The sequence below is a fragment of the Paenibacillus sp. FSL R5-0623 genome (genome assembly GCF_037974265.1).
GTDB lineage: Bacteria > Bacillota > Bacilli > Paenibacillales > Paenibacillaceae > Paenibacillus.
The window spans coordinates 5,511,674-5,535,679 of record NZ_CP150233.1 but is presented as its reverse complement, the minus strand read 5'-3'; the positions used below and the strand labels follow the sequence as shown (position 1 = coordinate 5,535,679).

The following is a 24,006-nucleotide window of genomic DNA, read 5'->3' as shown; positions in this document are numbered from 1 at the left end:
TTGAGCTATACATGTTCAACTAAACATTTACACGATAACGGAGAGGACAGAAAGAATTCGAAGAAGCGAAGCGTTCGCCTTTATCCCCAGATTTTACCCTTTAGAAAAGGGAATCAAAAAAATCTGGGGATAACAGCGATCGGAGGATATTTCTGACCGCGCAGTGGTCCCGTGTAAATTTTTTGTTTCATCCTGTATAGCTACACCATTCAATTTGTTTAAGGAGTTGCACTCATCCATGGAACAGTTCAGATTACCCAAAATACCCATGCCACCTGTTGCTTTGCCACAATCCATTCAGGCCGTGCTCGAAGAAGCAGAACAGAAACTGGCTCACCGGCCAAAACTGCTTCAATTATTCAAAAACTGCTTCCCCAACACCATCGAAACAACAACCAAGTTGATGGAGGACGGTACGACTTTTGTGATCACAGGAGATATTCCGGCTTCCTGGCTGCGTGATTCCGTGGAGCAGGTGGTACATTACATTCCGTTTGCAAAAGAAGACGAGGACCTGCAACGCATTATTGGCGGGCTGATCAAACGTCATATCCAATATGTTCACATCGATCCGTATGCCAATGCCTTCAATGAGACGGCCAACGATTGGCACTGGAACACCACGGACGAAACCGAGATGTCACCTTGGGTGTGGGAACGCAAATTTGAGATTGACTCATTATGTTTTGTTGTACGTTTGGCGTATTTATATTGGAAGGAAACCGAGCTGACCGACATTTTTGATTCAAGCTTCAAGGCAGCGATGCGTAAAATCGTGGACCTGTTCAAAGTCGAACAACATCACATGGAACAATCTCCATATCGCTTCACTCGTAATAACGGTATCCCAACAGATTCCCTGCGCAATCACGGAAAAGGTATGCCAGTCAACTACACGGGGATGATCTGGTCCGGTTTCCGTTCCAGTGATGATGCGTGTGATTTCCACTACAATATCCCTGGCAACATGTTCGCGGTTGTCGCTCTGCGCCAAATGCAGGAGTTTGCCGAGTGGGTGTTCCGGGATATGGAACTTTTGCAGGAATTGAAGGATCTGGAGCAGGACGTGGATCACGGCATTCAGTTGTATGGTATTTATCGTCATCCGGAATTTGGACCGATCTATGCGTACGAGACGGACGGTTATGGCAACCACTGTCTCATGGACGATGCGGGTACACCAGGACTTATGTCCATTCCATATCTGGGTTACGTCACAGCGGATGATCCGATCTACCAGAATACCCGCCGCTTCGCTCTGAGCAAAGAGAACCCATTCTATTATGAAGGCAAGGTTGCCAAAGGGATCGGAAGCCCGCACACACCACCAGATTATATCTGGCATATGGGCTTGTCCATGCAGGGACTGACTGCGCAGTCTGCCGAGGAGAAACTGGAGATTATTCGCATGCTTGAAGCGACAGATGCAGATACAGGTTATATGCATGAAGGCTTCCACGCTGATGATCCGACGATTTTTACACGAAAATGGTTTGCATGGTCCAACAGCCTGTTCTCCCAGTTGGTCTATAAATCCATGAAGGATGGCCTGTTATGAGTATCCAACCTAATGATAAAAAGCTGATTATCTTCGCTGACTCTACGTTTCCATTGGATGGTACTTTTCCAACTGAGCAGGCTCTGAATACATGGAAAGCAGTCAAAGAGATCACCGTTGTAAACGCCGAAGAACTCGCAGAGACTTTGAAGACTACAGCAGGTGAAGGATGTCTGGTCAATCTGCATGCACCCTATTTTCCCAAGTCCGCCTGGACGGAAATTGCAGCTTACTTGCATCAGGGCGGAAGCCTGATCAGTGTGGGGGGCGCACCCTTTAAACGTCCAGTTCGATATGAGAATGGGGCATGGGTTGTAGAGTCCGAGCAGACCGCATATCATCAGGAACTCTATATTCATGAGGCGTTGAACGTGTCTTCTACCAATGTGCAATCGTACACGTCATCTGAACAGATCCCGCTTCTCACTGGGAAAGAAGGACTGTTCGAGAAGGCAGATACATGGAATCTGGTTCCACATACAACCAAAACAAGTGATCTGCCTCACCAGATGGGTTCATCAGGACCGATGAGTACGCAGATTTACCCATTACTTCGTGGCATGAGTAAGGACGGGCGCAGTGTCGCCGCTCCGGTCGTTCTGTGGGAAAACTCGCGCGGGACTTTCGTAGGTTCACGATGGATATTTGTGCATCTGCCGCTGACCACCTCATTCTGGACGCAGGATGGCGCTGACGAGATTGTGAAGTGGGCGCAATTCTGTGCGCAAGGTGTAACTGAGTTATCCCTCAAAACGAATTATGCTTCGTATGAGCCAGATGAACGGGCTGTACTCACACTTCAAGGCCAGATTTTACAGCGTGCAGGCAATAGACTTACCGAGTCCGAGCTGTGGACGTTTGACATAACGGTCGAGCACGAAGATCGCACAAGTGGCATGACGGAGAAGGTATGGAACCATCGACTGGAGATGGAACTTTCCGGTGAGCAGCGTTTCGAACGTATACTTCTCCCGGTTTCCATTGAAAGTGGGCTGTATCGGATCATATGCCACGCGCAGGCTCCTGACGGGGAAGTTCGGACCTTGCGTCAAGGCTTCTGGGGACAGGATGCTGCATTGCTGGCAGAAGGGGAACTGATTACCCGCAGCAGGGATTATTTTGTAAAAGACGGACGTCCTCTGCCTGTTGTGGGCATGACCTACATGACCTCCGATGTGGCACGGAAATTTCTGTTTCTGCCGAACGCGGATGTCTGGGATCGAGATATGGCTCAGATGGCTAAAGCAGGAATCAACTGGATTCGGACGGGGATCTGGACCGCCTATCGCAACATGATGCAGGTGGACGGACATATGGCAGAGGATGTGCTTCGTGCCATTGATGCATTTATTTTAACGGCGAAGCGCCACGGCTTACAGGTCACGTTCACTTTCTTCTCCTTTACACCGGAGACATGGGAAGGCACGAATCCGTATTTGGACCCGCAGAGTGTCGAAGCACAGAAACGTTTCATCCGCAGCATCGTCAGTCGTCACACGCATACAACCCATGTGGACTGGGATCTGATTAATGAGCCATCCATGTTTGATCCCGTGCGTATCTTCTCAGCTGGCCCACGCTCGGCGAGGGATTCATATGAACAGCAGGCTTATATCACTTGGCTTGAACAACGTCATGAGACGATTGAAGCGTTGCAGGAGGCATGGAACATGTCACCGAAGCAGCTTCCGAACTTTGCAGCCGCGGTGATCCCGGAGGCGGAAGAGATTAACTTTGATGTACAGGACATGCACAAGGCCAAAAAAGGAACACGCTGGCTCGATTACTGTCTCTTCTCCATGGAGATGCACAATGTATGGGCTAGAGAGCTTGTAGGTACGATTAAGGATCTGGTACCGAATCATCTGGTCACCGTGGGACAGGACGAAGCCCTTGGTGCACAGCGTCCTTCGCCTTTCTTCTATGAGTGTGAAGTGGATTATACAACCGTACATTCCTGGTGGTTGAATGATGATCTGATCTGGGATGGCATTTTTGCCAAAACACCATACAAACCGAATCTCATTCAGGAGACGGGCATCATGTATGTGGAAACCCCGGATGGGCGAGCCAAGCGTACGGAAGAAGAGCTTCGTGGCATTCTCGAACGCAAGTACGCTTATGCTTTCTCGACAGGCGGCGCAGGAGCGGTGCAATGGATCTGGAACACCAACTTCTATATGGATAATGCCAATGAGTCCCATATCGGAGCCTTGCGTGCAGATGGTACGGAGAAACCAGAGGCGGATGTGTCTTATGATTTTGGCCGATTCATGCATGGCATTCGTGATCTCTTTGAAGACCGCGAGCTGGAGGATATTGCAGTGGTATTCCCGTATTCCAATGACTTCTCCAACCGTGCCCTGGCCTATGATGCCACAACAAAGCTTACTCGTGTGATGTCCTATGATCTGAAATTGCCATTCCGTGCATTATCCGAATATCATTTGGAAGCGCTGGAGCAGCAGCCACCGAAGCTGATTATCGTGCCGAGTCCACACAATATGGACAGCGATGCACTTCAACAATTGCTCACGTTTGCGGAGAAGGAAGGTACAAGTCTGCTCATCACTGGACCACTGGGGCTGGATGCATACTGGAAGCCAACTGACCGGGCAGATCATATCGTAGGCAAACGCAGTCTGGGTAACGTACAGCGGGAAGAACTGCTGAGTATTAATGGCGTGAATCACCGGGTGACCTATGGACGGCGTCGGATCGCCGAGGTGGCAAAGGAGACGTTGCTTCATGGGGATAATGGTACAGCAGATGAAGTACACGTTCTGCCTTTGGGCAAAGGGAAATTAATCTGGACTCCACTGCCGCTCGAGTTAAATGGACGGGACGAGCCACTTGCTGAATTGTATCGTTATGCAACCGAAATTTCGGGCATCGAACAGGAGTTGGAATGGATATCCGGTGGGGATATCGCTGGGATCTACGGCCGGAAGCTTAGTTTTCCAAAAGGAAATCTGTATGTATTTGTATCGGAGTTTGCCTTGAACCATGAAGTTCATGTGAGAGATCAACGTACAGGTGTATCGTACTCGTTCCAATTGGAGAAAAATCGTTCCGTGCTGTTTGCCACTGATGCTTCCGGAAAGCTGACTGCGGTGTATCGCCCGGATGAGGTTGAGATTGTACAACAAGACGAAAGAGGTGGGATAACACGATGACCAAACGGACAAACAAGTCGAAGAGAGCACATATTATTTCGCATACCCACTGGGATCGGGAATGGTACTTGCCGTATGAGAAGCATCATATGCGTCTTATTCAGCTCGTCGATTCACTGTTGGATCAGCTTGATGAGGGATCGGACTATAAAAGCTTTTATTTGGATGGACAAACGATTATCATCGAAGATTATCTTCAGGTTCGCCCGGAACAAAAGGAACGACTGGAGAAACATATCCGCAATGGGCGGATTGTGATTGGGCCATGGTACATTTTGCAAGATGCCTTTTTGACGAGTGGAGAAGCCAATGTGCGCAACATGCAGGTTGGACATAAGGACGCCAAACGTTACGGCACACCTTCGAAAATTGGTTATTTTCCTGATACATTTGGATTGGTCGGACAGACCCCGCAACTGATGCAGCAATCTGGCATTGATAATGTGTTCTTTGGACGTGGTGTGAAGCCTACGGGATTTAATAATACGGTATCGGATGCCGGATATGAATCAAGCTTCTCGGAGCTGATGTGGGAAGGACCAGACGGATCAAAAGTGCTTGGCGTATTGTTTGCCAACTGGTATTCCAACGGGAATGAAGTTCCGGTAGACGAGGCCTCGGCCCGCAAGTTCTGGGAAACCAAGCTGGCAGATGCCGAGAAATATGCATCGACCAATGAGTTGTTGTACATGAACGGATGTGATCACCAACCGATTCAACGAGACCTGCCAGAAGCGATTCGCATGGCTGAACAATTATATCCCGATATCGAGTTCATTCACTCCAACTTTCCGGATTATCTGGAAGCTTTGAGAGCATCGTCTGAATATGAGCTGTCCACGGTCAAAGGCGAACTGCGCAGCCAACGTACCGATGGCTGGGGAACTCTGGTGAACACCGCTTCGGCTCGTGTGTATCTGAAACAGATGAACCAGCTGGGCCAGACCATGCTAGAAAAAGTGGCCGAACCCCTGGCATCCTACGCTTATCTGCTTGGACATGCCTATCCACATGATCAACTGACGTATGCATGGAAAACGCTGATGCAAAATCACCCGCATGACAGCATCTGTGGATGCAGTGTGGATGAGGTGCACCGTGAGATGGTGACACGGTTTGATAAGAGCCGTCATGTAGCAGAGGCTTTAATTGAAGAGAGCACCAGCCAGATTGCTACAGCTGTCGATACCTCCATATTTGAGCGTTACGGCGAAGGTGCCCGACCTGTTGTGGTGTTTAATACAACGGGTTGGGAACGCAGCGGTGTAGTTCAGATGGAACTGGACGCGGCTCGGTTGTATTTCCGGGATGGATATACGTTGGAAGAGATGGCGGCACAGATGAAAGCCGTTGACCTGTCAGATCGCATACTTGTAGATGAAGAGGGTAACCACATTCCATGTACGGTGGAGGATCTGGGTCTGCAATTTGGCTATGATCTGCCGGATGATCGCTTCCGTCAGCCGTATAGCTGTCGACGAGTTCGTATTCGTTTTGAAACAGAGCATGTAGCTGCATTGGGCCTGAAAACGTATGCTTTGGTGAACTCAGAGGATCATGCTAAGAGTGGTACTCCGTCGAAAACGACTACGTTGTTGCGTGGTGAACGTGGCATGGAAAATCAACATATGATCGTTACGATTGCAGACAATGGTTCATTCACACTCACAGATAAACGAACAGGTCGGACTTACAAGGATCTTGGCGTGTACGAAAATGTGGGCGATATCGGCAATGAATACATGTTCAAACAACCAGAGAATGAAGTTGCATTGACAACACAAGCGCTTCAGGCTGAGATTCGGATCCTTGAGGATACATCATACTTGGCCTCATTCGAAGTGATTCATCATTGGGAAATACCGGAGTCGGCGGATGAGATGCTGGATCAGGAACAGCGAGAACTGATTTATTATCCACATCGCAAAGCCCAGCGTTCAGCGAAAATGACTCCACTTCAGATCCGTACAGTGATATCGCTTAGTCGTAGTGGAAAAGGCGTCCAGGTGGAGACAACCTTCAACAATCAGGCGAAGGATCATCGGGTACGCGCCCTTTTCCCAACGGATCTTGTATCTGGGGTTCATCATGTGGATTCCATGTTCGAAATTGCAACGCGTGATAACAAGCCTGCACCGGAGTGGCAAAATCCAAGCAATACACAGCATCAACAGAATTTTGTGGATGTGGGTGAAAAGGACGCCGGATTGGTCGTTGCCAATCTGGGTCTGAATGAATATGAAGTCCTTCAGGATGGGCGCAACACCATCGCCGTAACGCTGCTACGTGCTGTGGGCGAACTTGGAGACTGGGGCTTGTTCCCGACACCGGAAGCACAATGCCTTGGTGAGCATACATTTCGGATCGAGATCATTCCGCATGATGGAAATGGTGCAGCATCAGGTGCATATATCGAGGCCTATCAGTTCCAGGTTCCTTGGACGCTGGCACAAACCGAAGTACACCCGGGTTATTTAACACCTAGCAACACACCGTTTGCATGGCAAGGGGATGGCTTGGCGTTTTCCTCACTCAAGGTAAATGAGGGTTCCGGTGATGTGATGCTACGCTGGTTCAATATGACCACCAACTCTGCCACGTTAAATCTTGCTGCATCACAGGCGAATCCACAGCCATTCGAAACGGCATACAAGAGCAATATCTTGGAGGAAGAGGGCGAAAGGCTTCATTCCCACAACATAGAAGAGGCGTTGACATTATCATTTGCCAGCAAGGAATGGAACATACAGACAGGTTCATGCGAGATCGTTACTGTCGGCTTGCGCCGCTGATAAAGGTTGTTCAAAAGGTCGAAAAACAGACTTTTGACCACGTAATAAAAGGTACAGGACTGCAAGTGTTCTCTAAACTAGGCATTACGTACGGTGGTGGAAGGGTTACGCTATTTACCAGATGTATCTGTTGAGTTATTGGTTGTTTTTCTATAGAATGAACAGTAGAATTGCAAATGATCGAAAGTACCTATGCCATCAAGATGGTCGCAGGTACACTTCATTGTTCATTCTATATTGAAACATTAAGGGGGCTTGAAGCCATGGAATCCTTGGGAGGACTGCTTCAGCAGCTGAACCCTGCCTTTCGTGAGCAATCGCGGCGGATTGCGGCGGAGTTGATGGAAAATCCGTACGTACGCGAATTCCGCGCAGGTCATCCTGAACTGCAAGATGCACAGCTCATGACCGATCTGAGCAAGCTGTTTCAGTACGCCAAAGACTCTAAGAACTGTGCGAATTGTCCGGGACTCGACAACTGTCCTAACGATTTTCAGGGCCACTTTTGCAAACTGGAAGTAGAACATTTTAACGGTAAACCCGAAATCATAGATATAAAAGCGCCTTGTTCCAAACATATCGCCCGGCAAAATGAACATATTATTAAGCAACGCATTCGCAGTTTCTATGTGGACGAGCGTGCGCTCAGTGCTGGATACAACGACGTGGAGATTATGGGCAAGGATCGGATGCGTGCTCCGGCAGTGAATCAGGTGCTTCGGTATATTAGGGAGACCAAGGAGAACGGATTATCTCCGCAAGGACTGTTTCTTGAGGGAACTTTCGGGACGGGTAAGACGTTCCTGATGTGTTATCTGCTGCATGAACTGGCGGTTGCAGGGCACACGGGTGTCATTATCTATATGCCTGACTTTGTGGAGGATCTGAAATCCATGATTAGTGAAGGGCAGAAGCTGAAGGAAATGACGGATATTTTGAAAAGTTGTGATCTGCTCATCTTTGATGATATTGGGGCAGAGAATCTGAACCCTTGGGTTCGGGATCATGTGATGGGGTCCATTCTGAACTATCGGATGAATCGTAAACCTACGTTCTATACGTCCAATTACAATCTGGATGGGCTTGAAAAACATCTTAGTTTCACCAATCGGGACGGCGAGGAAATGAATAAAGGCCAGCGACTCATGGACCGGATTCGTCCATTTGTGGATGTCATCTCCGTTCGGGGTGAGAATCAGCGCGGCAAACGTTAATTGTTTAGTCTTTTGGTCTGATCTACAAATTATACTTTTTAAACAATAAGTAGTCCCAAAAAAAGCCTGGCTTTCGCATTGTCGCGAAAACCGGGCTTTTCTGGTCCTGCGTGAGACCTGTGAGTGTCCTATTCGGTGAGGAATTTGAAGATAACCATACCGAAAAAAATCACTGTCATCAGACCGGCCATGCCGGCAACACCCGCGATCAAATCAAACAGATCGTTGCGGGGTTCCTCGTTCACATGTTCACGCGGGTCGCTGATCCGCACATTTGCATCCATGTTATTGCCTCCTTATAGGGAATGACAGCTTGCCCATGTGGGGGCTGAAACCCGGAGTAATTTTAGTATACTTGGAAAAGAAAGCGTTTGTAAAGATTTTGCAGTTGGTATGCCACATCCTGTAATTGTGAAGATTTGATGTTGGGAAGATGAACATTGCAGCGTTCAATTCACAAGTTTGACGTACCTGTGTTATACTGGAAGTGTCGTTCGCGACGTTACAGGTTAAAATAAAACCGTAAGTATATATAAGGAGGACAATTTCATGGCTATTGTTAACGTATCCGATCAATCCTTCAACGCTGAAGTAGAAGGCGAAGGAACGGTTCTTGTTGATTTCTGGGCGCCTTGGTGTGGTCCTTGTAAAATGCTCGCTCCAATCCTGGAAGAGCTGTCCACAGAAGTTGGCGATGCAGTGAAAATTGCTAAAGTTAACGTGGATGAAAATCCGGAATCTGCTTCCCGCTTTGGCGTAATGAGCATTCCAACTTTGATCTTCTTCAAAGACGGTCAACCGGTAGATAAAGTGGTTGGTCTGAACTCGAAAGATGCGCTCAAAGGAATTATCGCAAAACACCAATAATTTACAGGCTTACACATACGCCTCCGGTTTACATGCCGGGGGCGTTTTGCGTCGAATACCTTTATATAGGACAATATAAAGTATACTATTTATATAAAATGAAACTGGAAATTTACATGTTTAACGAAGAAGACAGAAATGATCTGTAGAAGCATAGCCGTTGCAATTTTTATCCGAGTTTCACCTTTAATATGTATTGGACTAATTACTCACACAGTAACGGAGAGGACAGAAAAAACCTGAAGAAGCGAAGCGTTCCCCTTTATCAACAGATTTTTCCCTTGAGAAAAGGGAATGAAAAAAATCTGGGGATAACAGGGATTGGAAGGTTGTTCTGTCATCGTAGTGTCAGTGTGAATTATCTTTAGTTTCTTCTTATAAAAAAGGTGACTCAGAGACAATCCGATAACGGATTGGAAGACGGTACTGTAATCAGAATGGCTTAGTGTAACCTTTTATTTATACTTTTTTCGGGAAGGAGGATTCACCGAATTATGGATCAATTCATGAATGATTTGCAGGATCAGGAGAAGGCATTGGAGCAGATTCGTCACAAGCTCGCTTTGCTGCCAGACATGTCTGGTTGTTACCTGATGAAGAACAGTGAAGGCACCATTATCTATGTTGGTAAGGCTAAAGTGCTGAAGAACCGCGTACGCTCTTATTTTATCGGCAGTCATAACGGAAAGACTCAGCGTCTGGTCTCCGAAATCCGTGATTTTGAATATATCGTGACGGGCAGTAATATGGAAGCACTCATTCTGGAGTGTAACCTGATCAAGAAACATATGCCGCGTTATAACGTATTGCTTAAGGATGACAAGACATTCCCTTATCTTAAAATTACGAATGAAAAGCACCCCCGGCTGGAAGTAACCCGGCGTGTGCTGAAAGATAAAGCCAAATATTTCGGACCTTATCCGAACTCGTATGCGGCACACCAAACGAAAAAATTGCTTGATCGCATGTATCCACTGCGCAAATGTGGTGTAATGCCCAAAGAAGTGTGCCTGTATTATCACATGGGACAGTGTCTTGCCCCTTGTGTGAAGGAAGTGGAGAAGGAGCAGTACGACCAGATTTCACAAGAGATTGGTTCATTTCTAAGCGGTGGTCACGAAGAGATTAAGAAGGATTTGCAGCGTAAGATGCAAGAGGCTGCGGAGGATCTTTATTTTGAACGGGCCAAGGAACTGCGTGACCAGGTAATCGCCATCGATGCGATGATGGAAAAACAGAAAATTACGATGGCCGATGCCAGAGACCGTGATGTATTTGGTTTTGCCATTGATAAAGGCTGGATGTGTGTCCAGATTCTATATATGCGTCAGGGTAAAATGATTGAACGTCACGTATCAACCTTCCCGTTTTACGGTGAGGCGTACAGTGATTTCATGTCCTATGTAACACAGTATTACAGCGATAATCCGGCATTGCCACAAGAAATTTTGTTGCCGGAAATGCCCAAGGATCTTGCAACGGATAACGACAGTTTGGATACAGTATCTGATGCTGATGGATCGGTACCTGCCGCAGTTACGGTAGAGTTCGAGCAGACGGGACAAGTGGAGCACAGTAAAGTTTCCCAGCCACTGGTTGCTGAGACTCGTGCAGCTTACGGAGGTTCTACTGAGGTAGAAGGTGAACAACCTGACAGTATGCAAGAGGATGCTCCAATAACGGATACAACTGCTTCTACTGAAAAGCTTCCATCAGGACTGGAAGACCCAACTCAGGTTGCTGCTGCTTTACAGGAGTGGTTGGAGATCAAAGTGCTCATCCCGCAACGTGGATTGAAACGCCAGATGATCACTATGGCCGTGGATAACGCACGTGTGGCATTGGAAGAGAAGTTCCGTTTGATTGAGCGAAATGAAGAACGTACATCCAAAGCTGCCGAAGGACTGGGACGTTTTATTGGACTGGATCAGCTTCACCGTATTGAAGCATTTGATAACTCGAACATCCAGGGTACGAACCCGGTATCTGCCATGATCGTGTTTACCGATGGTAAACCGGATAAGAAGGAATATCGGAAGTACAAGGTCCGGTCGGTGGAAGGGCCGGATGATTATGAAACCATGCGAGAAGTCATCCGTCGCCGTTACGAGCGAGTATTAAAAGAAAACCTGACCCAGCCTGACCTGATTGTGGTTGATGGTGGTAAAGGACAGATCTCGGCTGCGGTCGATATTTTGGAAAATGAGCTGGGGCTGTTTATTCCGGTATGTGGTCTGGTGAAGGATGCGAAGCATAAGACTTCACAGTTGATGATCGGTAATCCACCAGAAGTGATCTCCCTGCCTCGGGATAGCCAGGAATTCTACCTGTTGCAGCGGATACAGGAAGAGGTCCACCGTTTTGCGATCTCGTTCCACCGGGAACAACGTGGCAAATCGATGGTGACATCACGTTTGGATGCCATTCCGGGTATTGGAGAGAAGCGGCGTAAGTTGCTGTTGAAGCATTTTGGCTCTTTGCGCAAAATAAAAGAGGCCAGCGTCGAAGACTTCCGGCCTCTATCTATTGGTGACAAACTGGCAAATCAGATTATTGCAGCACTTCGTGATGAGGAGTCGTAACATACGGCTTCTCTTTTTGTTTTGGATTGAATTTGTAGACCACATATCCAACGATGGCCGGCAGTACAATCCAGAAGAGTCCGGCAGCCATATTCAGGGCATCGCCCATAAAGACCAAGCTGAGTCCCATCAACAAGCTATCGAAGATCACATGCGCGAATACAACGGCAATGAAGCCGTGACGCAGCATGATCAGACTGAACAGCAATCCAATCACCATCAGTTCAATGGGACGAGTGATTACTGGATAGATCGGATACAATGTGTGTCCAAGTGCCCAAATGATGGTTGGGATCAGACAGGCAATAAACGTGTTACGCACAATCTTTTGCATCATGCGAATGCCGAACAGTCGATAAACAGTTTCTTCACCAATACCGGCCATCCAGGCCATGATCGGGAAGAGCCAGGCATAGGTCATATTAAATGTAGATTGATCTGCTGACGTCGTTGACCATGTGCCGATGCTACGCTCCAGAATGAAGAACAGGATGGATTGCACACCCAGTAGAATGAACGCCCACAGGTAACCAGCAACCATGCTGTGAAGTACATATTTTCCATATCCAGGTTCCTTGGCACGAGGCCATGGGTTCAGACCTATTTTACGCCACATGCCGTCACCAGCAACGAGAGACAGATAGATGGTTGCACTCATAACCAGTGTAATTCCTGCCTGCATTAACATCAGGAACGCTAACATGAAGCTGGAAAGTCCTTGTGCCTGAAAGAGTGGAATCATGTTCAGTGTACCAATTACTGAAGCAGCGAAATACACCAGCGAGAGAATGGTTCCGCGTTTGAAAGATGTATGTGCTCGGGTCAGAATGCTATAGATGATTGCCAGCACGCCCAGAACAAAGGTCAGGAATGCATAGCCGCCATAAGTCATCCAATTGGCCTGACGTGTTTGATCTTTCACATAATCGGTATGGGATTCCGGGACCGAGAAGCCAGGATCGAACGATCGTACCGCACCATCTTCAAACGTAAAATTCAGTTCAAGCTTGGAGTCTCCAATGGCTTTTGCAGAATCTGTATACTTCAGACCCGCTTCACCATCGCGAGTATCCAATTGAAGTGTTGGCACTTCATAACCGAATTCGGTCAGAACGCCAGCCGCGAGCTGTTGTTTCTCGTCCAGAGATATATTGCCTTCAGCAAGTACTTGCGATGTGGTCACTCGTCCACTAACCTGCTCCGCCTCAATGGCGGTATAGAGAGAAGAAGGCAGTTCCCGTTTGAAGCCGACCACTTTTCCTGTTTTCATATGTACGTCAACATTAAGATATCCGCCTTTGTTCTGATCAGGCAAACGAACGCGGAATACATCGTAAGGATAGCTAGTTTCCCATTTCTGGTTATAGGTATCAAGTTGTTTGGTTTTGGCCATATACCCGTAGATATCGGAATGTGTCTGGTAGGTTACCAGAGTTTTTTCATCATCATTTGGTAGTGAATAGTCATTCACAGAAGCTGCGAATGATCGCGCGGATTGCTTCGCCTGCTCCTTGGTTATGAAGGACGTGGACGAAATTTCTGTCGTTTGTGATGAGGTAGCTGGAAAGATCTGAAATACAAAAAATAGAATCAGGCCAATCGCCGCAAGCAACCCCAGCCGCTTGAAGTTAGCCTTGAGTAGCAAAGGCTGCCCTAAGGGATTCATGTAATGGTGTTCCTCCTTAATCTAATATGGATATTAAAGTTAACATAGCACAGGCCAAGCACCGAATGCCAATGATGTAACGAAAACAGGTGTAAATCCTTGAAAATGAATGAAAAGGACCGAAAGAATCTGATCCATCCGTCGCCATATCTGAGTTCTTCCCTTTTTGGCTGAATTCGATCCGATTTACACAAAAAACGTTTTGTCTACAAACGTCGCAGCGCTTATAATTTTGAAGCAAATGTGCAATGATTCGCATGTCTTTCGCCCAACAAGGGAACGAATAGAATATATTCCAACTTCATTATATATGTCGTATTAATCTGAATCATACTTGTTTAACGTTTGGCAACAGCATTTCAAATGAAGAAGGCTCCACGGGTGTGGAATTATTTTCATTTTAGAAGAGGTGGAAGATACTCAAGTGAAACTGAATGTTCAATGGATGCGATTATCGCCACCCCGTATTCTTGTGTTAGGATTTGCTGGCATCATATTGGTAGGCACACTATTGTTAATGCTTCCGGCATCCAACCGTAACGGTGACAGTCTTGCATTTATTGATGCGCTCTTTACAGCAACTTCGGCCGTTTGTGTCACCGGTTTGGTTGTGGTCGATACAGGGACTCATTTCTCGGTGCTGGGTCAGGTTGTGATTGCGATTCTGATTCAGATTGGCGGACTGGGCTTCATGACAATGTCCACATTGGTTGCCATTGCGTTCAAACGGCGGATTTCGCTTAGAGAGCGGTTGATACTACAGGAAGCGATGAACCAGAGCACGATGGAGGGCATCGTTCGGCTGATTCGTAAAGTTGTGATTTACTCACTCATTATTGAAGGCATATGTGGCACATTGTTTGCCATTCGCTGGTCGTTCGACATGCCGGTCGGACAGGCGATCTATTATGGCTACTGGCATGCGATCTCCATGTTCAACAATGCGGGCTTTGATATGTTTGGCGATTTCCGCAGTCTGACCGGATATGTGTATGACCCGTTGGTTAATTTTACAGCAATGTTCCTCATTGTCTCTGGCGGTATCGGTTTTGTGGTGTTGTCAGACCTGGTAGATTACCGCAAAACGCGAAAGCTGTCTCTGCACTCCAAAGTTGTACTGTTAACAACTGGATTGTTGATTGTGTTTGGTGCACTTGTCATTTTCGTATTTGAATTCAGCAATCCCCGGACATTGGGTGGCCTGAACTGGGGTGGCAAAATTCTCGGTTCATTTTTCCAATCCATTACGCCGCGAACAGCAGGAGCCAATACGGTAGATATTGCCGGGCTGAGACAGGCAACACAGTTCTTTATGATCATTCTGATGTTCATTGGTGCTTCGCCGGGTTCTACCGGAGGCGGGATCAAAACAACGACATTTATGATTATGGCTGGAGCGGTCATCGCCATGATGCGTGGACGTGAAGATATCGTGTTTTTCCGCTATCGGCTCGTACAGGAACGGATTTTCAAGGCGCTTACCATTACATTGCTGGCGCTTTTGTTCATCATAGCTGTAACGATGGCACTGAGTACCACAGAAGACGCCAGTTTTATGATGATCTTATTTGAAACGACATCAGCTTTTGGTACTGTCGGATTATCGCTCGGACTGACGCTGAAGCTGACTACTTTGGGCAAACTCCTGATCTGTTTTACGATGTTTGCAGGAAGGCTTGGACCGATCACATTAGCGTATGCACTTGGGCAGAAAAAGGGTAAAGAGTTATACAGGTACCCGGAAGGCAAAATGATTATTGGATAAATCTAGTGAGTTATGAAATTGATTTGGATAAGGGGTTCGTGAAGAACAATGAAAACACAGCAGTTTGCGGTGATTGGGCTTGGGCGGTTTGGCACCAGTCTGGCGCAGGAATTAATGGAACTCGGCTATGAGGTGCTCGGGATCGATAAAAATGAAGAAGTCGTCGAAGACATAAGTGAACTGGTTACCCATGCCGTTGTAGCTGATGCCACAGATGAGGAAGTGCTGCGCTCCCTGGGTATTCGAAATTTCGACTGTTGCATCGTAGCCATCGGGGATGATATTCAGACGAGCATTCTCACTGCTATCCTGCTGAAAGAGCTGGGTGTCAAGACGGTCGTGGCCAAGGCCATATCTGTCCTTCACGGACGAGCATTGGATAAACTGGGGATCGATCGTGTCGTTTATCCTGAGCGGGATATGGGCATTCGGGTTGCCCACCAGCTGGTTACCCCGAACTTGCTGGATTACATTGAATTATCCAATGATTACAGTATTGTCGAGATGAAGGTTCCCGCCTGTCTGCACAACAAAACCCTTTCAACCCTGAATGCACGCGTACGTTTTGGTTGCAGCATTGTAGCGTTACAGAAAGAAGCCGGGGTCATTATCGCTCCTACGGCATTGGACTCGCTTCAAATGGGGGATATCATGGTCATTATTGGTAATAATGCAGATATCGACCGATTTGAAGAAGAGGTTATCAGCCAGGAGAGCTGATAATTAAGATGAGTTTTATGGAAGCCAGACGTTAGAGCCTGGCTGATTCAGATCAAAGCTAAGGCGTCGTAGTCCTCCGTGAGGGCAATGGCGCCTTAGCTGTAAAGAGTGCAGCCGTCTCCTTGACCCATTGTCTGGAGGTCTCGCTGAGGTCCTCTTTTTCCCCATATATCATGCAAGTTGTTCTGCGGGTCTGCTGTAATTGAGGCAAATGAACAGAAACAAGATCATTGTCCGCGAGCAATTGTGGACGAAGATAGGACTTGGGCAATAGAGCAGCTGCTTTGGCGGAAGGCAGAAGTCGGATGATCGCTTCAAAGGAATCAATCTCCATGCGAATATCCGGCATCACGGCACAGCGCTGGAAGAGATCGTCCGTTAATTTGCGGTACCAGGTACCTTTGGAGAACGTGATCATCGGCAGATCCTGCAAATGCTCCATCCCGGCTTCCTTACCGGACAAGGGGTGTGTAAGCGGCACAACCAGTTCCAGGTGATCGTCAAAGAGTGGCACACAGTTAAGCCCCACTTCGCTGATGGAGGAGGCGACAATGCCCACATCGGCTTTTTTGTCACGCACAAACGAGACAATCTCATGTGTTTTACCCGTCAACAGTTTCAGTTCGGCATTTGGATGTTTCTCCATAAAGGCATTGACGAGAGGTGGTAACGTAGTTTGAAGCGTCGTCAGACTGGCTCCGAGTGTGATGGTGCTCTGTTCTTCGTCTTTATACTGGGCCAGCATGGTGAGGAACTTCTGTTGCTGCTGCTTCTGTTCTACAGCGTAGGTATAGGTGAACTGGCCCACACTGGTTAATTCCAGCCGTTTGCCACGGCGGTGGAACAGGGCAACCCCGAGTTCATCCTCCAATTTGGCAATTTTACGTGAGAGTGCGGGTTGGGACAAGTTCAGTAACTTGGATGCACGGTTCAGGCTGGACTGCTCCACGACCGCTGCAAATGCATTTAACTCCTCAAACATGAACAATAACCTCTTTTCCATGAATGTGATTCTTGCCCTTGCGTAATCGTTTTCCATGTTGTATAGCCTGTAAACCCAATGTTTCACTGCTTATACCTATAGGTTATAACATTTAATAATTATATTGCAATTCCCTTATAAGAAAAAAAGGAGTAACATGAATCGTGACACAAGTTGTTCACACCTGGGGAAAACGGAACAATTTGTCGAACCTTTTCAGGGAAAAGGATTCGTGTCATGATAAGTGAAATCATTTATGAAAACGTTGTATTTAGCGAAAGGGGATCGACATTTTATGAAAGGGTTTTACTCCAGAAAGCTGCACTCCTTGCTTGGCGTCATTCCGCTCAGTCTGTTCTTTGCTGAGCATTTGGTGACGAACTTCACGGCAGTTGAAGGCGGCAAAGAAGCTTTTTACGGTGCCGTTGCATTTCTGAACGGTTTGCCTCTTGTTATTGTGATCGAGGCGTTACTTATCTGGCTGCCGTTGTTCTATCACGGTGTATACGGTCTTTATATTGCCTATCAGGCCAAGCCTAACGTGGGCCGTTTTGGCAATGAGCGCAACTGGCGCTACACGTTACAGAGGGTAAGCGGTATTATTACGTTTGTATTCGTCATCTGGCACGTATGGGAGACGCGAGTACAGATTGCGCTGGGGAATGTATCCCATGAAGAGATTGGCGGCGTCATACATGATGCGGTGACGAATCCGATAACCTTTGCGATATATATGATCAGTGTGGTTGCGGCGTCATATCACTTTGCCAATGGTCTGTGGTCGTTCCTCGTTAGCTGGGGAATTACGGTTGGTCCGCGTGCGCAACGTGTATCCTCTTACGTATGTATGAGCTTGTTCGCTATTGTTTCCATCATGTTTATTGCTTCACTATTTGCTTTCCGGAGCATTGATTTCCAGACAGCTACTTCGATGATTGACGCAGTAAAAACAGTTCTAATTTAAGCATTTAGCGTATAAATGCTGACTTATAAGGGAGTGAACAGCAATGGCATCAACGAATGTAATTATTGTGGGCGGCGGTCTCGCGGGATTGATGGCGGCGATCAAATCGGCTGAGGCCGGAGTCCATGTTCATTTATTTTCACTGGTTCCTGTTAAACGATCCCACTCTGTATGCGCACAAGGCGGCATTAACGGAGCGGTAAATACCAAGGGTGAGGGTGACTCCCCATGGGTACACTTTGACGATACGGTATACGGCGGTGACTTCCTTGCGAACCAACCTCCTGTTAAAGCGATGTGCGAAGCAGCACCTGGCATCATTCACTTGATGGACCGTATGGGCGTAATGTTCAACCGGACACCGGAAGGTTTGCTTGATTTCCGTCGTTTTGGAGGAACGAAGCATCACCGTACAGCGTTTGCCGGAGCGACAACAGGACAACAATTGCTCTATGCATTAGACGAGCAGGTACGTCGCTGGGAAGCAGCTGGCCTGGTTACGAAATATGAGAACTGGGAGTTCCTGCAGGCGGTTTTGGATGATGAAGGCGTATGTCGCGGGATCGTGGCTCAGGATCTGAAAACGATGAAGGTACAGACCTTCCCGGCAGAAGCGGTTATTCTGGCGAGTGGTGGTCCGGGGATCATCTTCGGTAAAACGACCAACTCTGTAATTAACACAGGTACAGCGGCAAGTGCGGTGTATCAGCAAGGTGTAAATTACGCCAACGGGGAGTTCATTCAGATTCACCCGACAGCGATTCCGGGGGATGACAAGTTGCGTCTGATGTCTGAATCCGCGCGTGGTGAAGGTGGACGGATCTGGACGTACAAAGATGGAAAACCTTGGTACTTCCTTGAAGAAAAATATCCATCCTACGGTAACCTGGTTCCACGTGATATCGCGACTCGTGAAATCTTCAGCGTCTGCGTAGATATGGGTCTGGGTGTGAACGGTGAGAACATGGTTTATCTCGACCTGTCGCACAAAGATCCGAAGGAACTGGATGTTAAACTGGGCGGAATCATTGAGATCTATGAGAAGTTCATGGGCGATGACCCGCGTAAAATCCCAATGAAAATCTTCCCGGCAGTCCATTATTCCATGGGCGGTATGTGGGTAGATTACAACCAAATGACTAACATTCCGGGGCTGTTCGCAGCTGGTGAATGTGAATATCAATACCATGGTGCGAACCGTCTGGGTGCAAACTCATTGGTATCTGCGATCTATGGTGGTATGGTGGCTGGACCAAAAGCGGCTGAATATATCAAAGGACTTAAAAAATCGTCCGCTGATATCCCATCTTCCGTATTTGAGAAACACACCAAACAACAAAGCGACAAATACGAAGGCATCTTGAAAATGCAGGGCACAGAAAATGCCTATGTTATTCATAAAGAGCTTGGCGAGTGGATGACAGCCAACATGACGGTTGTACGCTACAACGACAAGCTTGAAGCCACGATTGGCAAGATCAAGGAATTGAAAGAGCGTTATGGCAAAATCAACATGTATGACAACTCCGGTTGGAATAACCCGAGCGCGGCGTTTACTCGCCAACTGTGGAACATGATTGAATTGGCAGAAGCGATGACACTGGGCGCTCTGCTGCGTAACGAAAGCCGCGGCGCGCATTACAAACCGGAATTTACGGAACGTAATGACGAAGAGTTCCTGAAAACGACTATCGCAAGCTGGTCGAAGGAAGGCCCGAAAATCTCGTACGAGCCAGTAGACGTATCTCTGATCCCACCACGTATCCGGGATTACTCCAAGGATTAAGAAGTATCACACTATTCATGCAATGAATAGTTAAACACCTGAACGGAGAGGCAGGAGAACTTTGGAGAAGCAGAGCTACTTCAAATTGCCATCAACGTGAGGGAAATGCCCAGAAGAAGCAAGCGCCTAGCGATGCTTCAGAACTTGAATACTGCTCATCCAGCATGAATGGAGTGCAGTTTCCAGCAAAGTGACCCAGTGCACGACGTAGCGGAGGAAGCGGAAATGCCCAGAAGAAGCGAAGCGCTCGCCTTTGATACCCCATTTTATTCAATACAGATTCATTCCGTAAAATGGGGGAGCAACAGCGATCAGAGGGGCATTCCGCTGACGAAGCGTCTCCGTGCACCAAACCAGTAACTTTGCGCATCAGCAATACAATCATCGTCACCAGAGGAGGGGACTACGATATGACGGAACAAGCTACAGCCAACAAAACCGTCAAGTTTATCATCACCCGTCAGGATAGCCCGGAGTCATCTTCGTACAACGAAGAATTTGAGCTTCCGTACCGTCCCAACATGAATGTGATCAGCGCCCTGATGGAGATTCAGCGGAACCCGGTCAATACAGATGGCAAATCCATTGCACCCGTATGCTGGGATTCCAACTGTCTCGAAGAAGTCTGCGGTGCCTGCTCCATGGTCATCAACGGCAAGCCACGTCAAGCATGTGCAGCCCTGATCGACAAGCTCGAACAGCCCGTTCGTATCGAACCCATGAAGACATTCCCGGTGGTTCGTGACTTGGTCATCGACCGTAGCCGGATGTTTAGCGCCCTGAAACGCGTAAAAGCATGGATTCCGATCGATGGTACCTATGACCTCGGTCCAGGTCCACGGATGCCTGAGAAGAAGCGTCAGTGGGCATATGAGCTGTCCAAATGCATGACATGTGGTGTATGTCTGGAGGCATGCCCGAACGTCAATGAGAAAACAGACTTTATCGGTCCAGCAGCACTGTCTCAAGTGCGTCTGTTCAACGCTCACCCAACAGGGGAGATGAACGCCGACGATCGTCTGGAAGCGTTGATGGAAGACGGAGGCATCGAGGGCTGTGGTAACTCACAGAACTGTGTGCAATCCTGTCCAAAAGGCATTCCACTGACAACCTCCATTGCCGAAATGAACAAACAAACGACCAAGCATATGTTCAAACGCTGGTTGGGTGTATAATCTCGTCATAACATGTGCAGAAGTGTAATCTGCAACTTAGAAGAAGTCGTGATCCCGTGCAGCAACATGCCGGAGATCCCGGCTTCTTTTTGTAATGAAGCAGAGGAACCGGGCTACCCATGCAGAATATGATATACTAAGGGGATGGATTAAGAGCGTAGAAGGAGGGGGAGATATGGCAGAGACACCGCGTCAGGGCAGCAACAACTCGCCGTCCCAGCGCTCGCACAAAGCACCAGGTGCAGAAGAATCTGTGTTTCCTGGGGAAGAAAAGGATCATGATCCCTCTCGCCGAAGTTTCTTATTACGCATGGTTTTGATGACAGCGGGTGCCAGTTTGCTTACAGGAGGTTATGCCTGGTTATGGGAACCGCGTCGTCTGGAGATCAAGCAAGTGGAGCTGAAACTTCCGAAGTTTCCAAAGGCATTTGACGGTCTGCGTGTCGTTCAGTTCAGCGATGCCCATCTTGGTTTTCATACTGGGGTGAAAGAGCTGAAGAAGCTGGCAGCAACGATTGAGGAGCAGCAACCGGACTTGATTTGTTTTACCGGAGATATCGTCGAGAGGGAAGCAGAGCCGATGCGTGAATGTATTCCGGTACTCGCCTCCATGCAAGCGAAGTATGGCAAATTTGCTGTTTTGGGGAATCATGATTATCGGGGCGGACAGCAGAATGAAGTGACAACCATGTTCCGTGAAGCGGGATTCACTTTGTTACGGAACGAACATGTGGTGATTGAACAAGGGGGCGAACGTCTAGCCATAGTTGGTCTGGATGACGCACTTACAGGCAGGCCTGATCCTGCCCAAGCCATCAAGGGATTGGATCATGATGTGTGGAAATTGTTACTCATGCATGAACCGGATTATGCCGACATTGCCACTCCCTATGGTTTCGGATTACAACTTTCCGGTCATAGCCATGGTGGACAGGTACGTTTTCCCTGGATCGGGGCACTGACAACTCCGCGAGGTTCACACAAGTATGTTCAAGGATTGTATTACACGGATGTCCAGGGGGTATATTACACCACCCAGACACAGATGCCTGTGTATGTGAATCGTGGTTTTGGCATGACTCAACTGCCCATTCGTTTTCTGTGCAGACCAGAATTAACGGTGTTTGAGCTTAAAGGATTAACCACATAAAAGAATATAAGATGAATGTAAAACATAAAGGATTTAACATGAATGGAGGTTATCCAGATGGAACGAATTGCGATTGTATCCGACATTCATGGCAACATGACTGCCTGGGAAGCAGTGTTAGGAGATATCCGAAGTCGTGGCGTGGAGCGAATCTTTTGTCTTGGTGACCTCGTGGGCAAGGGGCCAGAACCGGTACAGGTTGTGGATCAGGTGAGAGCGACGTGCGAACTTGTTATCCGTGGCAATTGGGATGAACTGGTTGCGGTTAACCAAGACAACGAGAACTTTACGTGGCAAGCAGAACGGTTGGGTGAGGAACGATTGGCGTACTTGGCGGGCCTACCCTTCAGTCACCAATTTCAACTGAGTGGTCGCACCATCCGTCTGGTCCATGCTTCACCTCAAAGTGTATACCATCGTGTACAGCCGTGGGACGCGATGGAAAAGAGGTTGGCAATGTTTGATCCTCCGGCTGATGAGTCTGACCAAGGTGTTGCAGATGTTGTAGGTTATGGGGATGTGCATAACGCATACTTGCAGTATATGAACGGTAAGTTACTGTTTAATGCAGGCAGTGTTGGTAATCCACTCGATCTTCCCCAAGCATCCTACTGTATTCTGGAGGGTGAAGACTGCAACGATAACAACACCCCGTTCAATGTTCAATTTGTGAGGGTGCCTTATGATATTGAGCAAGAAGTACAGGTTGCACAGTCGGCTAATGTTCCTGCATTGGATTTCTATATTCGTGAGATTCGTACGGGTATCTATCGCGGGCTGCAGGAGTAGTCAGCATCTGGGCTCTTTAGCGTCAGGAATCGAATGATGCAATATATTAATACTAAAATGCGAATACTAAAGTTCGTGGATCAGTTCAAATGGTATTACGCCGGATCATCATCAGAGCATGCTTGTCTTACCGGACTAGAGCCCGTTTAGGCAAAAGGAGCGATTGTCATGCTTACCCGAAAAATGCTGGTTCAAGGTCTGCCGGCTTTGTGGACAGAGCGGCTTGTCCTGCGATCATTACGTCAAAGTGATTACAGTACATTATCGGAACTCTTTTCCGATCCTCAAGTCATAAGATATGTGAATAGGGGAAGCCAGTCCACGCCAATCAGGGCGAGACGGTTATTGAACCAGATACGGAGCAGCAGTGCCAAGCTGGATTCGTTACATTATGGGATCTGCTGGAGAGGCAAGGAACAAGTGATTGGGATCACCTCATTCCAGCACTGGAATGATCAGAATGGTACCGCACAGATTGGTTATATCCTGAACAGGTCCTGTTGGGGCAGGGGTGTGGCTACCGAGGCGGTACAGCGGCTGCTGCAGTTTGGATTTGACGATCTTCATCTGGAGAGGGTGGAAGCACGTTGTTATGAGGCCAATGTATCTTCACAACGGGTGCTAAGCAAAATAGGGATGTCCTATGAGCGGAGTCTTCCCTCGTTCGGACTGCATGATGAGGATGACGAGGGATCAGAATCCCTGATGGATGTCAAAGTGTACAGTATGTACCGGGAACAATACGCCCGCCCGCTTCAGGAAAAAGATCTGCAAACCCTGGTATCTGACAAGCCGCAATGACATAGAGTAAGAGTAGTCA

General features: G+C 47.8%; 18 protein-coding genes. 15 read left to right on the top strand and 3 right to left on the bottom strand.

From position 1 onward, the window contains the following. The first annotated feature begins 238 nt into the window (after positions 1-238). From MKY92_RS24355 to dnaI, 4 genes are all read left to right on the top strand, one after another. Positions 239-1,558, top strand: a complete 1,320-nt coding sequence (locus MKY92_RS24355; RefSeq protein ID WP_074096344.1) for a glycoside hydrolase family 125 protein — start codon at positions 239-241, stop codon at positions 1,556-1,558. Continuing rightward, positions 1,555-4,734 (top strand): beta-galactosidase, encoded by a 3,180-nt coding sequence (locus tag MKY92_RS24350; protein WP_339297942.1) that lies wholly within the window; start codon positions 1,555-1,557, stop codon positions 4,732-4,734. The genes MKY92_RS24355 and MKY92_RS24350 overlap by 4 nt, the downstream gene beginning before the upstream one ends. Continuing rightward, a complete protein-coding gene (locus tag MKY92_RS24345) occupies positions 4,731-7,526 on the top strand; it encodes an alpha-mannosidase (protein WP_339297941.1) in 2,796 nt (931 codons plus the stop codon). The genes MKY92_RS24350 and MKY92_RS24345 overlap by 4 nt, the downstream gene beginning before the upstream one ends. Before the next feature lie 263 nt (positions 7,527-7,789). Further along, positions 7,790-8,740 (top strand): primosomal protein DnaI, encoded by a 951-nt coding sequence (dnaI, locus tag MKY92_RS24340; protein ID WP_076319793.1) that lies wholly within the window; start codon positions 7,790-7,792, stop codon positions 8,738-8,740. A 128-nt stretch (positions 8,741-8,868) separates the two neighbouring features. Here the strand turns inward: dnaI and MKY92_RS24335 are convergent, their stop codons facing one another. Then, positions 8,869-9,024 carry a hypothetical protein gene (locus tag MKY92_RS24335; RefSeq protein WP_017692450.1) on the bottom strand — a complete coding sequence of 52 codons (156 nt, stop codon included), beginning with the start codon at positions 9,022-9,024 and terminating at the stop codon, positions 8,869-8,871. 265 nt (positions 9,025-9,289) lie between these two features. Here MKY92_RS24335 and trxA point away from each other — a divergent pair, with 265 nt between their 5' ends. Together trxA and uvrC are read left to right on the top strand one after the other, a co-directional pair. After that, positions 9,290-9,607 (top strand): thioredoxin, encoded by a 318-nt coding sequence (gene trxA / locus MKY92_RS24330; protein ID WP_017692451.1) that lies wholly within the window; start codon positions 9,290-9,292, stop codon positions 9,605-9,607. A 494-nt stretch (positions 9,608-10,101) separates the two neighbouring features. Beyond that, positions 10,102-12,189, top strand: a complete 2,088-nt coding sequence (gene uvrC, locus MKY92_RS24325) for an excinuclease ABC subunit UvrC (RefSeq protein WP_339297940.1) — start codon at positions 10,102-10,104, stop codon at positions 12,187-12,189. Here uvrC and MKY92_RS24320 read toward each other — a convergent pair. Then, positions 12,158-13,855: a type II CAAX endopeptidase family protein gene (locus MKY92_RS24320; protein ID WP_339297939.1), complete on the bottom strand. Its 1,698-nt coding sequence runs from the start codon at positions 13,853-13,855 to the stop codon at positions 12,158-12,160. The genes uvrC and MKY92_RS24320 overlap by 32 nt on opposite strands. Before the next feature lie 424 nt (positions 13,856-14,279). Here MKY92_RS24320 and MKY92_RS24315 point away from each other — a divergent pair, with 424 nt between their 5' ends. After that, positions 14,280-15,620, top strand: a complete 1,341-nt coding sequence (locus MKY92_RS24315) for a TrkH family potassium uptake protein (RefSeq protein ID WP_307543472.1) — start codon at positions 14,280-14,282, stop codon at positions 15,618-15,620. A 48-nt stretch (positions 15,621-15,668) separates the two neighbouring features. After that, positions 15,669-16,340, top strand: a complete 672-nt coding sequence (locus MKY92_RS24310) for a TrkA family potassium uptake protein (RefSeq protein WP_339297938.1) — start codon at positions 15,669-15,671, stop codon at positions 16,338-16,340. A 58-nt stretch (positions 16,341-16,398) separates the two neighbouring features. Here the strand turns inward: MKY92_RS24310 and MKY92_RS24305 are convergent, their stop codons facing one another. Continuing rightward, complete coding sequence (locus MKY92_RS24305; RefSeq protein ID WP_074096338.1) at positions 16,399-17,322, bottom strand: LysR family transcriptional regulator; 924 nt, start codon at positions 17,320-17,322, stop codon at positions 16,399-16,401. A 295-nt stretch (positions 17,323-17,617) separates the two neighbouring features. Between MKY92_RS24305 and MKY92_RS24300 the strand changes: the two genes are divergently transcribed. The 7 genes from MKY92_RS24300 to MKY92_RS24270 all read left to right on the top strand — a co-directional run bounded on the left by MKY92_RS24300 (position 17,618) and on the right by MKY92_RS24270 (position 23,987). Then, a complete protein-coding gene (locus MKY92_RS24300; protein ID WP_091020850.1) occupies positions 17,618-18,286 on the top strand; it encodes a succinate dehydrogenase cytochrome b558 subunit in 669 nt (222 codons plus the stop codon). A 43-nt stretch (positions 18,287-18,329) separates the two neighbouring features. Further along, positions 18,330-20,072, top strand: a complete 1,743-nt coding sequence (gene sdhA, locus MKY92_RS24295) for a succinate dehydrogenase flavoprotein subunit (RefSeq protein WP_339297937.1) — start codon at positions 18,330-18,332, stop codon at positions 20,070-20,072. A gap of 225 nt (positions 20,073-20,297) precedes the next feature. Then, positions 20,298-20,432 carry a hypothetical protein gene (locus MKY92_RS24290; protein ID WP_339297936.1) on the top strand — a complete coding sequence of 45 codons (135 nt, stop codon included), beginning with the start codon at positions 20,298-20,300 and terminating at the stop codon, positions 20,430-20,432. Positions 20,433-20,482: 50 nt separating this feature from the next. Further along, complete coding sequence (gene sdhB, locus MKY92_RS24285; protein ID WP_338588456.1) at positions 20,483-21,247, top strand: succinate dehydrogenase iron-sulfur subunit; 765 nt, start codon at positions 20,483-20,485, stop codon at positions 21,245-21,247. A 175-nt stretch (positions 21,248-21,422) separates the two neighbouring features. Continuing rightward, on the top strand, positions 21,423-22,397 hold the full coding sequence (locus MKY92_RS24280) for a metallophosphoesterase (protein ID WP_339297935.1): 975 nt from the start codon (positions 21,423-21,425) through the stop codon (positions 22,395-22,397). 57 nt (positions 22,398-22,454) lie between these two features. Further along, positions 22,455-23,186 (top strand): metallophosphoesterase family protein, encoded by a 732-nt coding sequence (locus MKY92_RS24275; protein WP_339297934.1) that lies wholly within the window; start codon positions 22,455-22,457, stop codon positions 23,184-23,186. Positions 23,187-23,354: 168 nt separating this feature from the next. Then, the gene (locus tag MKY92_RS24270) at positions 23,355-23,987 is read left to right on the top strand and encodes a GNAT family N-acetyltransferase (protein WP_339297933.1); all 633 of its coding nucleotides are present in this window, start codon (positions 23,355-23,357) and stop codon (positions 23,985-23,987) included. The last annotated feature ends 19 nt before the right edge of the window (positions 23,988-24,006 follow it).

Coding starts and splice junctions, on each gene's coding strand:
- MKY92_RS24355 (WP_074096344.1), top strand. CDS start 239: ATGGAACAGTTCAGATTACCCAAAATACCCATGCCACCTGTTGCTTTG.
- MKY92_RS24350 (WP_339297942.1), top strand. CDS start 1,555: ATGAGTATCCAACCTAATGATAAAAAGCTGATTATCTTCGCTGACTCT.
- MKY92_RS24345 (WP_339297941.1), top strand. CDS start 4,731: ATGACCAAACGGACAAACAAGTCGAAGAGAGCACATATTATTTCGCAT.
- dnaI (WP_076319793.1), top strand. CDS start 7,790: ATGGAATCCTTGGGAGGACTGCTTCAGCAGCTGAACCCTGCCTTTCGT.
- MKY92_RS24335 (WP_017692450.1), bottom strand. CDS start 9,024: ATGGATGCAAATGTGCGGATCAGCGACCCGCGTGAACATGTGAACGAG.
- trxA (WP_017692451.1), top strand. CDS start 9,290: ATGGCTATTGTTAACGTATCCGATCAATCCTTCAACGCTGAAGTAGAA.
- uvrC (WP_339297940.1), top strand. CDS start 10,102: ATGGATCAATTCATGAATGATTTGCAGGATCAGGAGAAGGCATTGGAG.
- MKY92_RS24320 (WP_339297939.1), bottom strand. CDS start 13,855: ATGAATCCCTTAGGGCAGCCTTTGCTACTCAAGGCTAACTTCAAGCGG.
- MKY92_RS24310 (WP_339297938.1), top strand. CDS start 15,669: ATGAAAACACAGCAGTTTGCGGTGATTGGGCTTGGGCGGTTTGGCACC.
- MKY92_RS24305 (WP_074096338.1), bottom strand. CDS start 17,322: ATGTTTGAGGAGTTAAATGCATTTGCAGCGGTCGTGGAGCAGTCCAGC.
- MKY92_RS24300 (WP_091020850.1), top strand. CDS start 17,618: ATGAAAGGGTTTTACTCCAGAAAGCTGCACTCCTTGCTTGGCGTCATT.
- sdhA (WP_339297937.1), top strand. CDS start 18,330: ATGGCATCAACGAATGTAATTATTGTGGGCGGCGGTCTCGCGGGATTG.
- MKY92_RS24290 (WP_339297936.1), top strand. CDS start 20,298: ATGCCCAGAAGAAGCGAAGCGCTCGCCTTTGATACCCCATTTTATTCA.
- sdhB (WP_338588456.1), top strand. CDS start 20,483: ATGACGGAACAAGCTACAGCCAACAAAACCGTCAAGTTTATCATCACC.
- MKY92_RS24280 (WP_339297935.1), top strand. CDS start 21,423: ATGGCAGAGACACCGCGTCAGGGCAGCAACAACTCGCCGTCCCAGCGC.
- MKY92_RS24275 (WP_339297934.1), top strand. CDS start 22,455: ATGGAACGAATTGCGATTGTATCCGACATTCATGGCAACATGACTGCC.
- MKY92_RS24270 (WP_339297933.1), top strand. CDS start 23,355: ATGCTTACCCGAAAAATGCTGGTTCAAGGTCTGCCGGCTTTGTGGACA.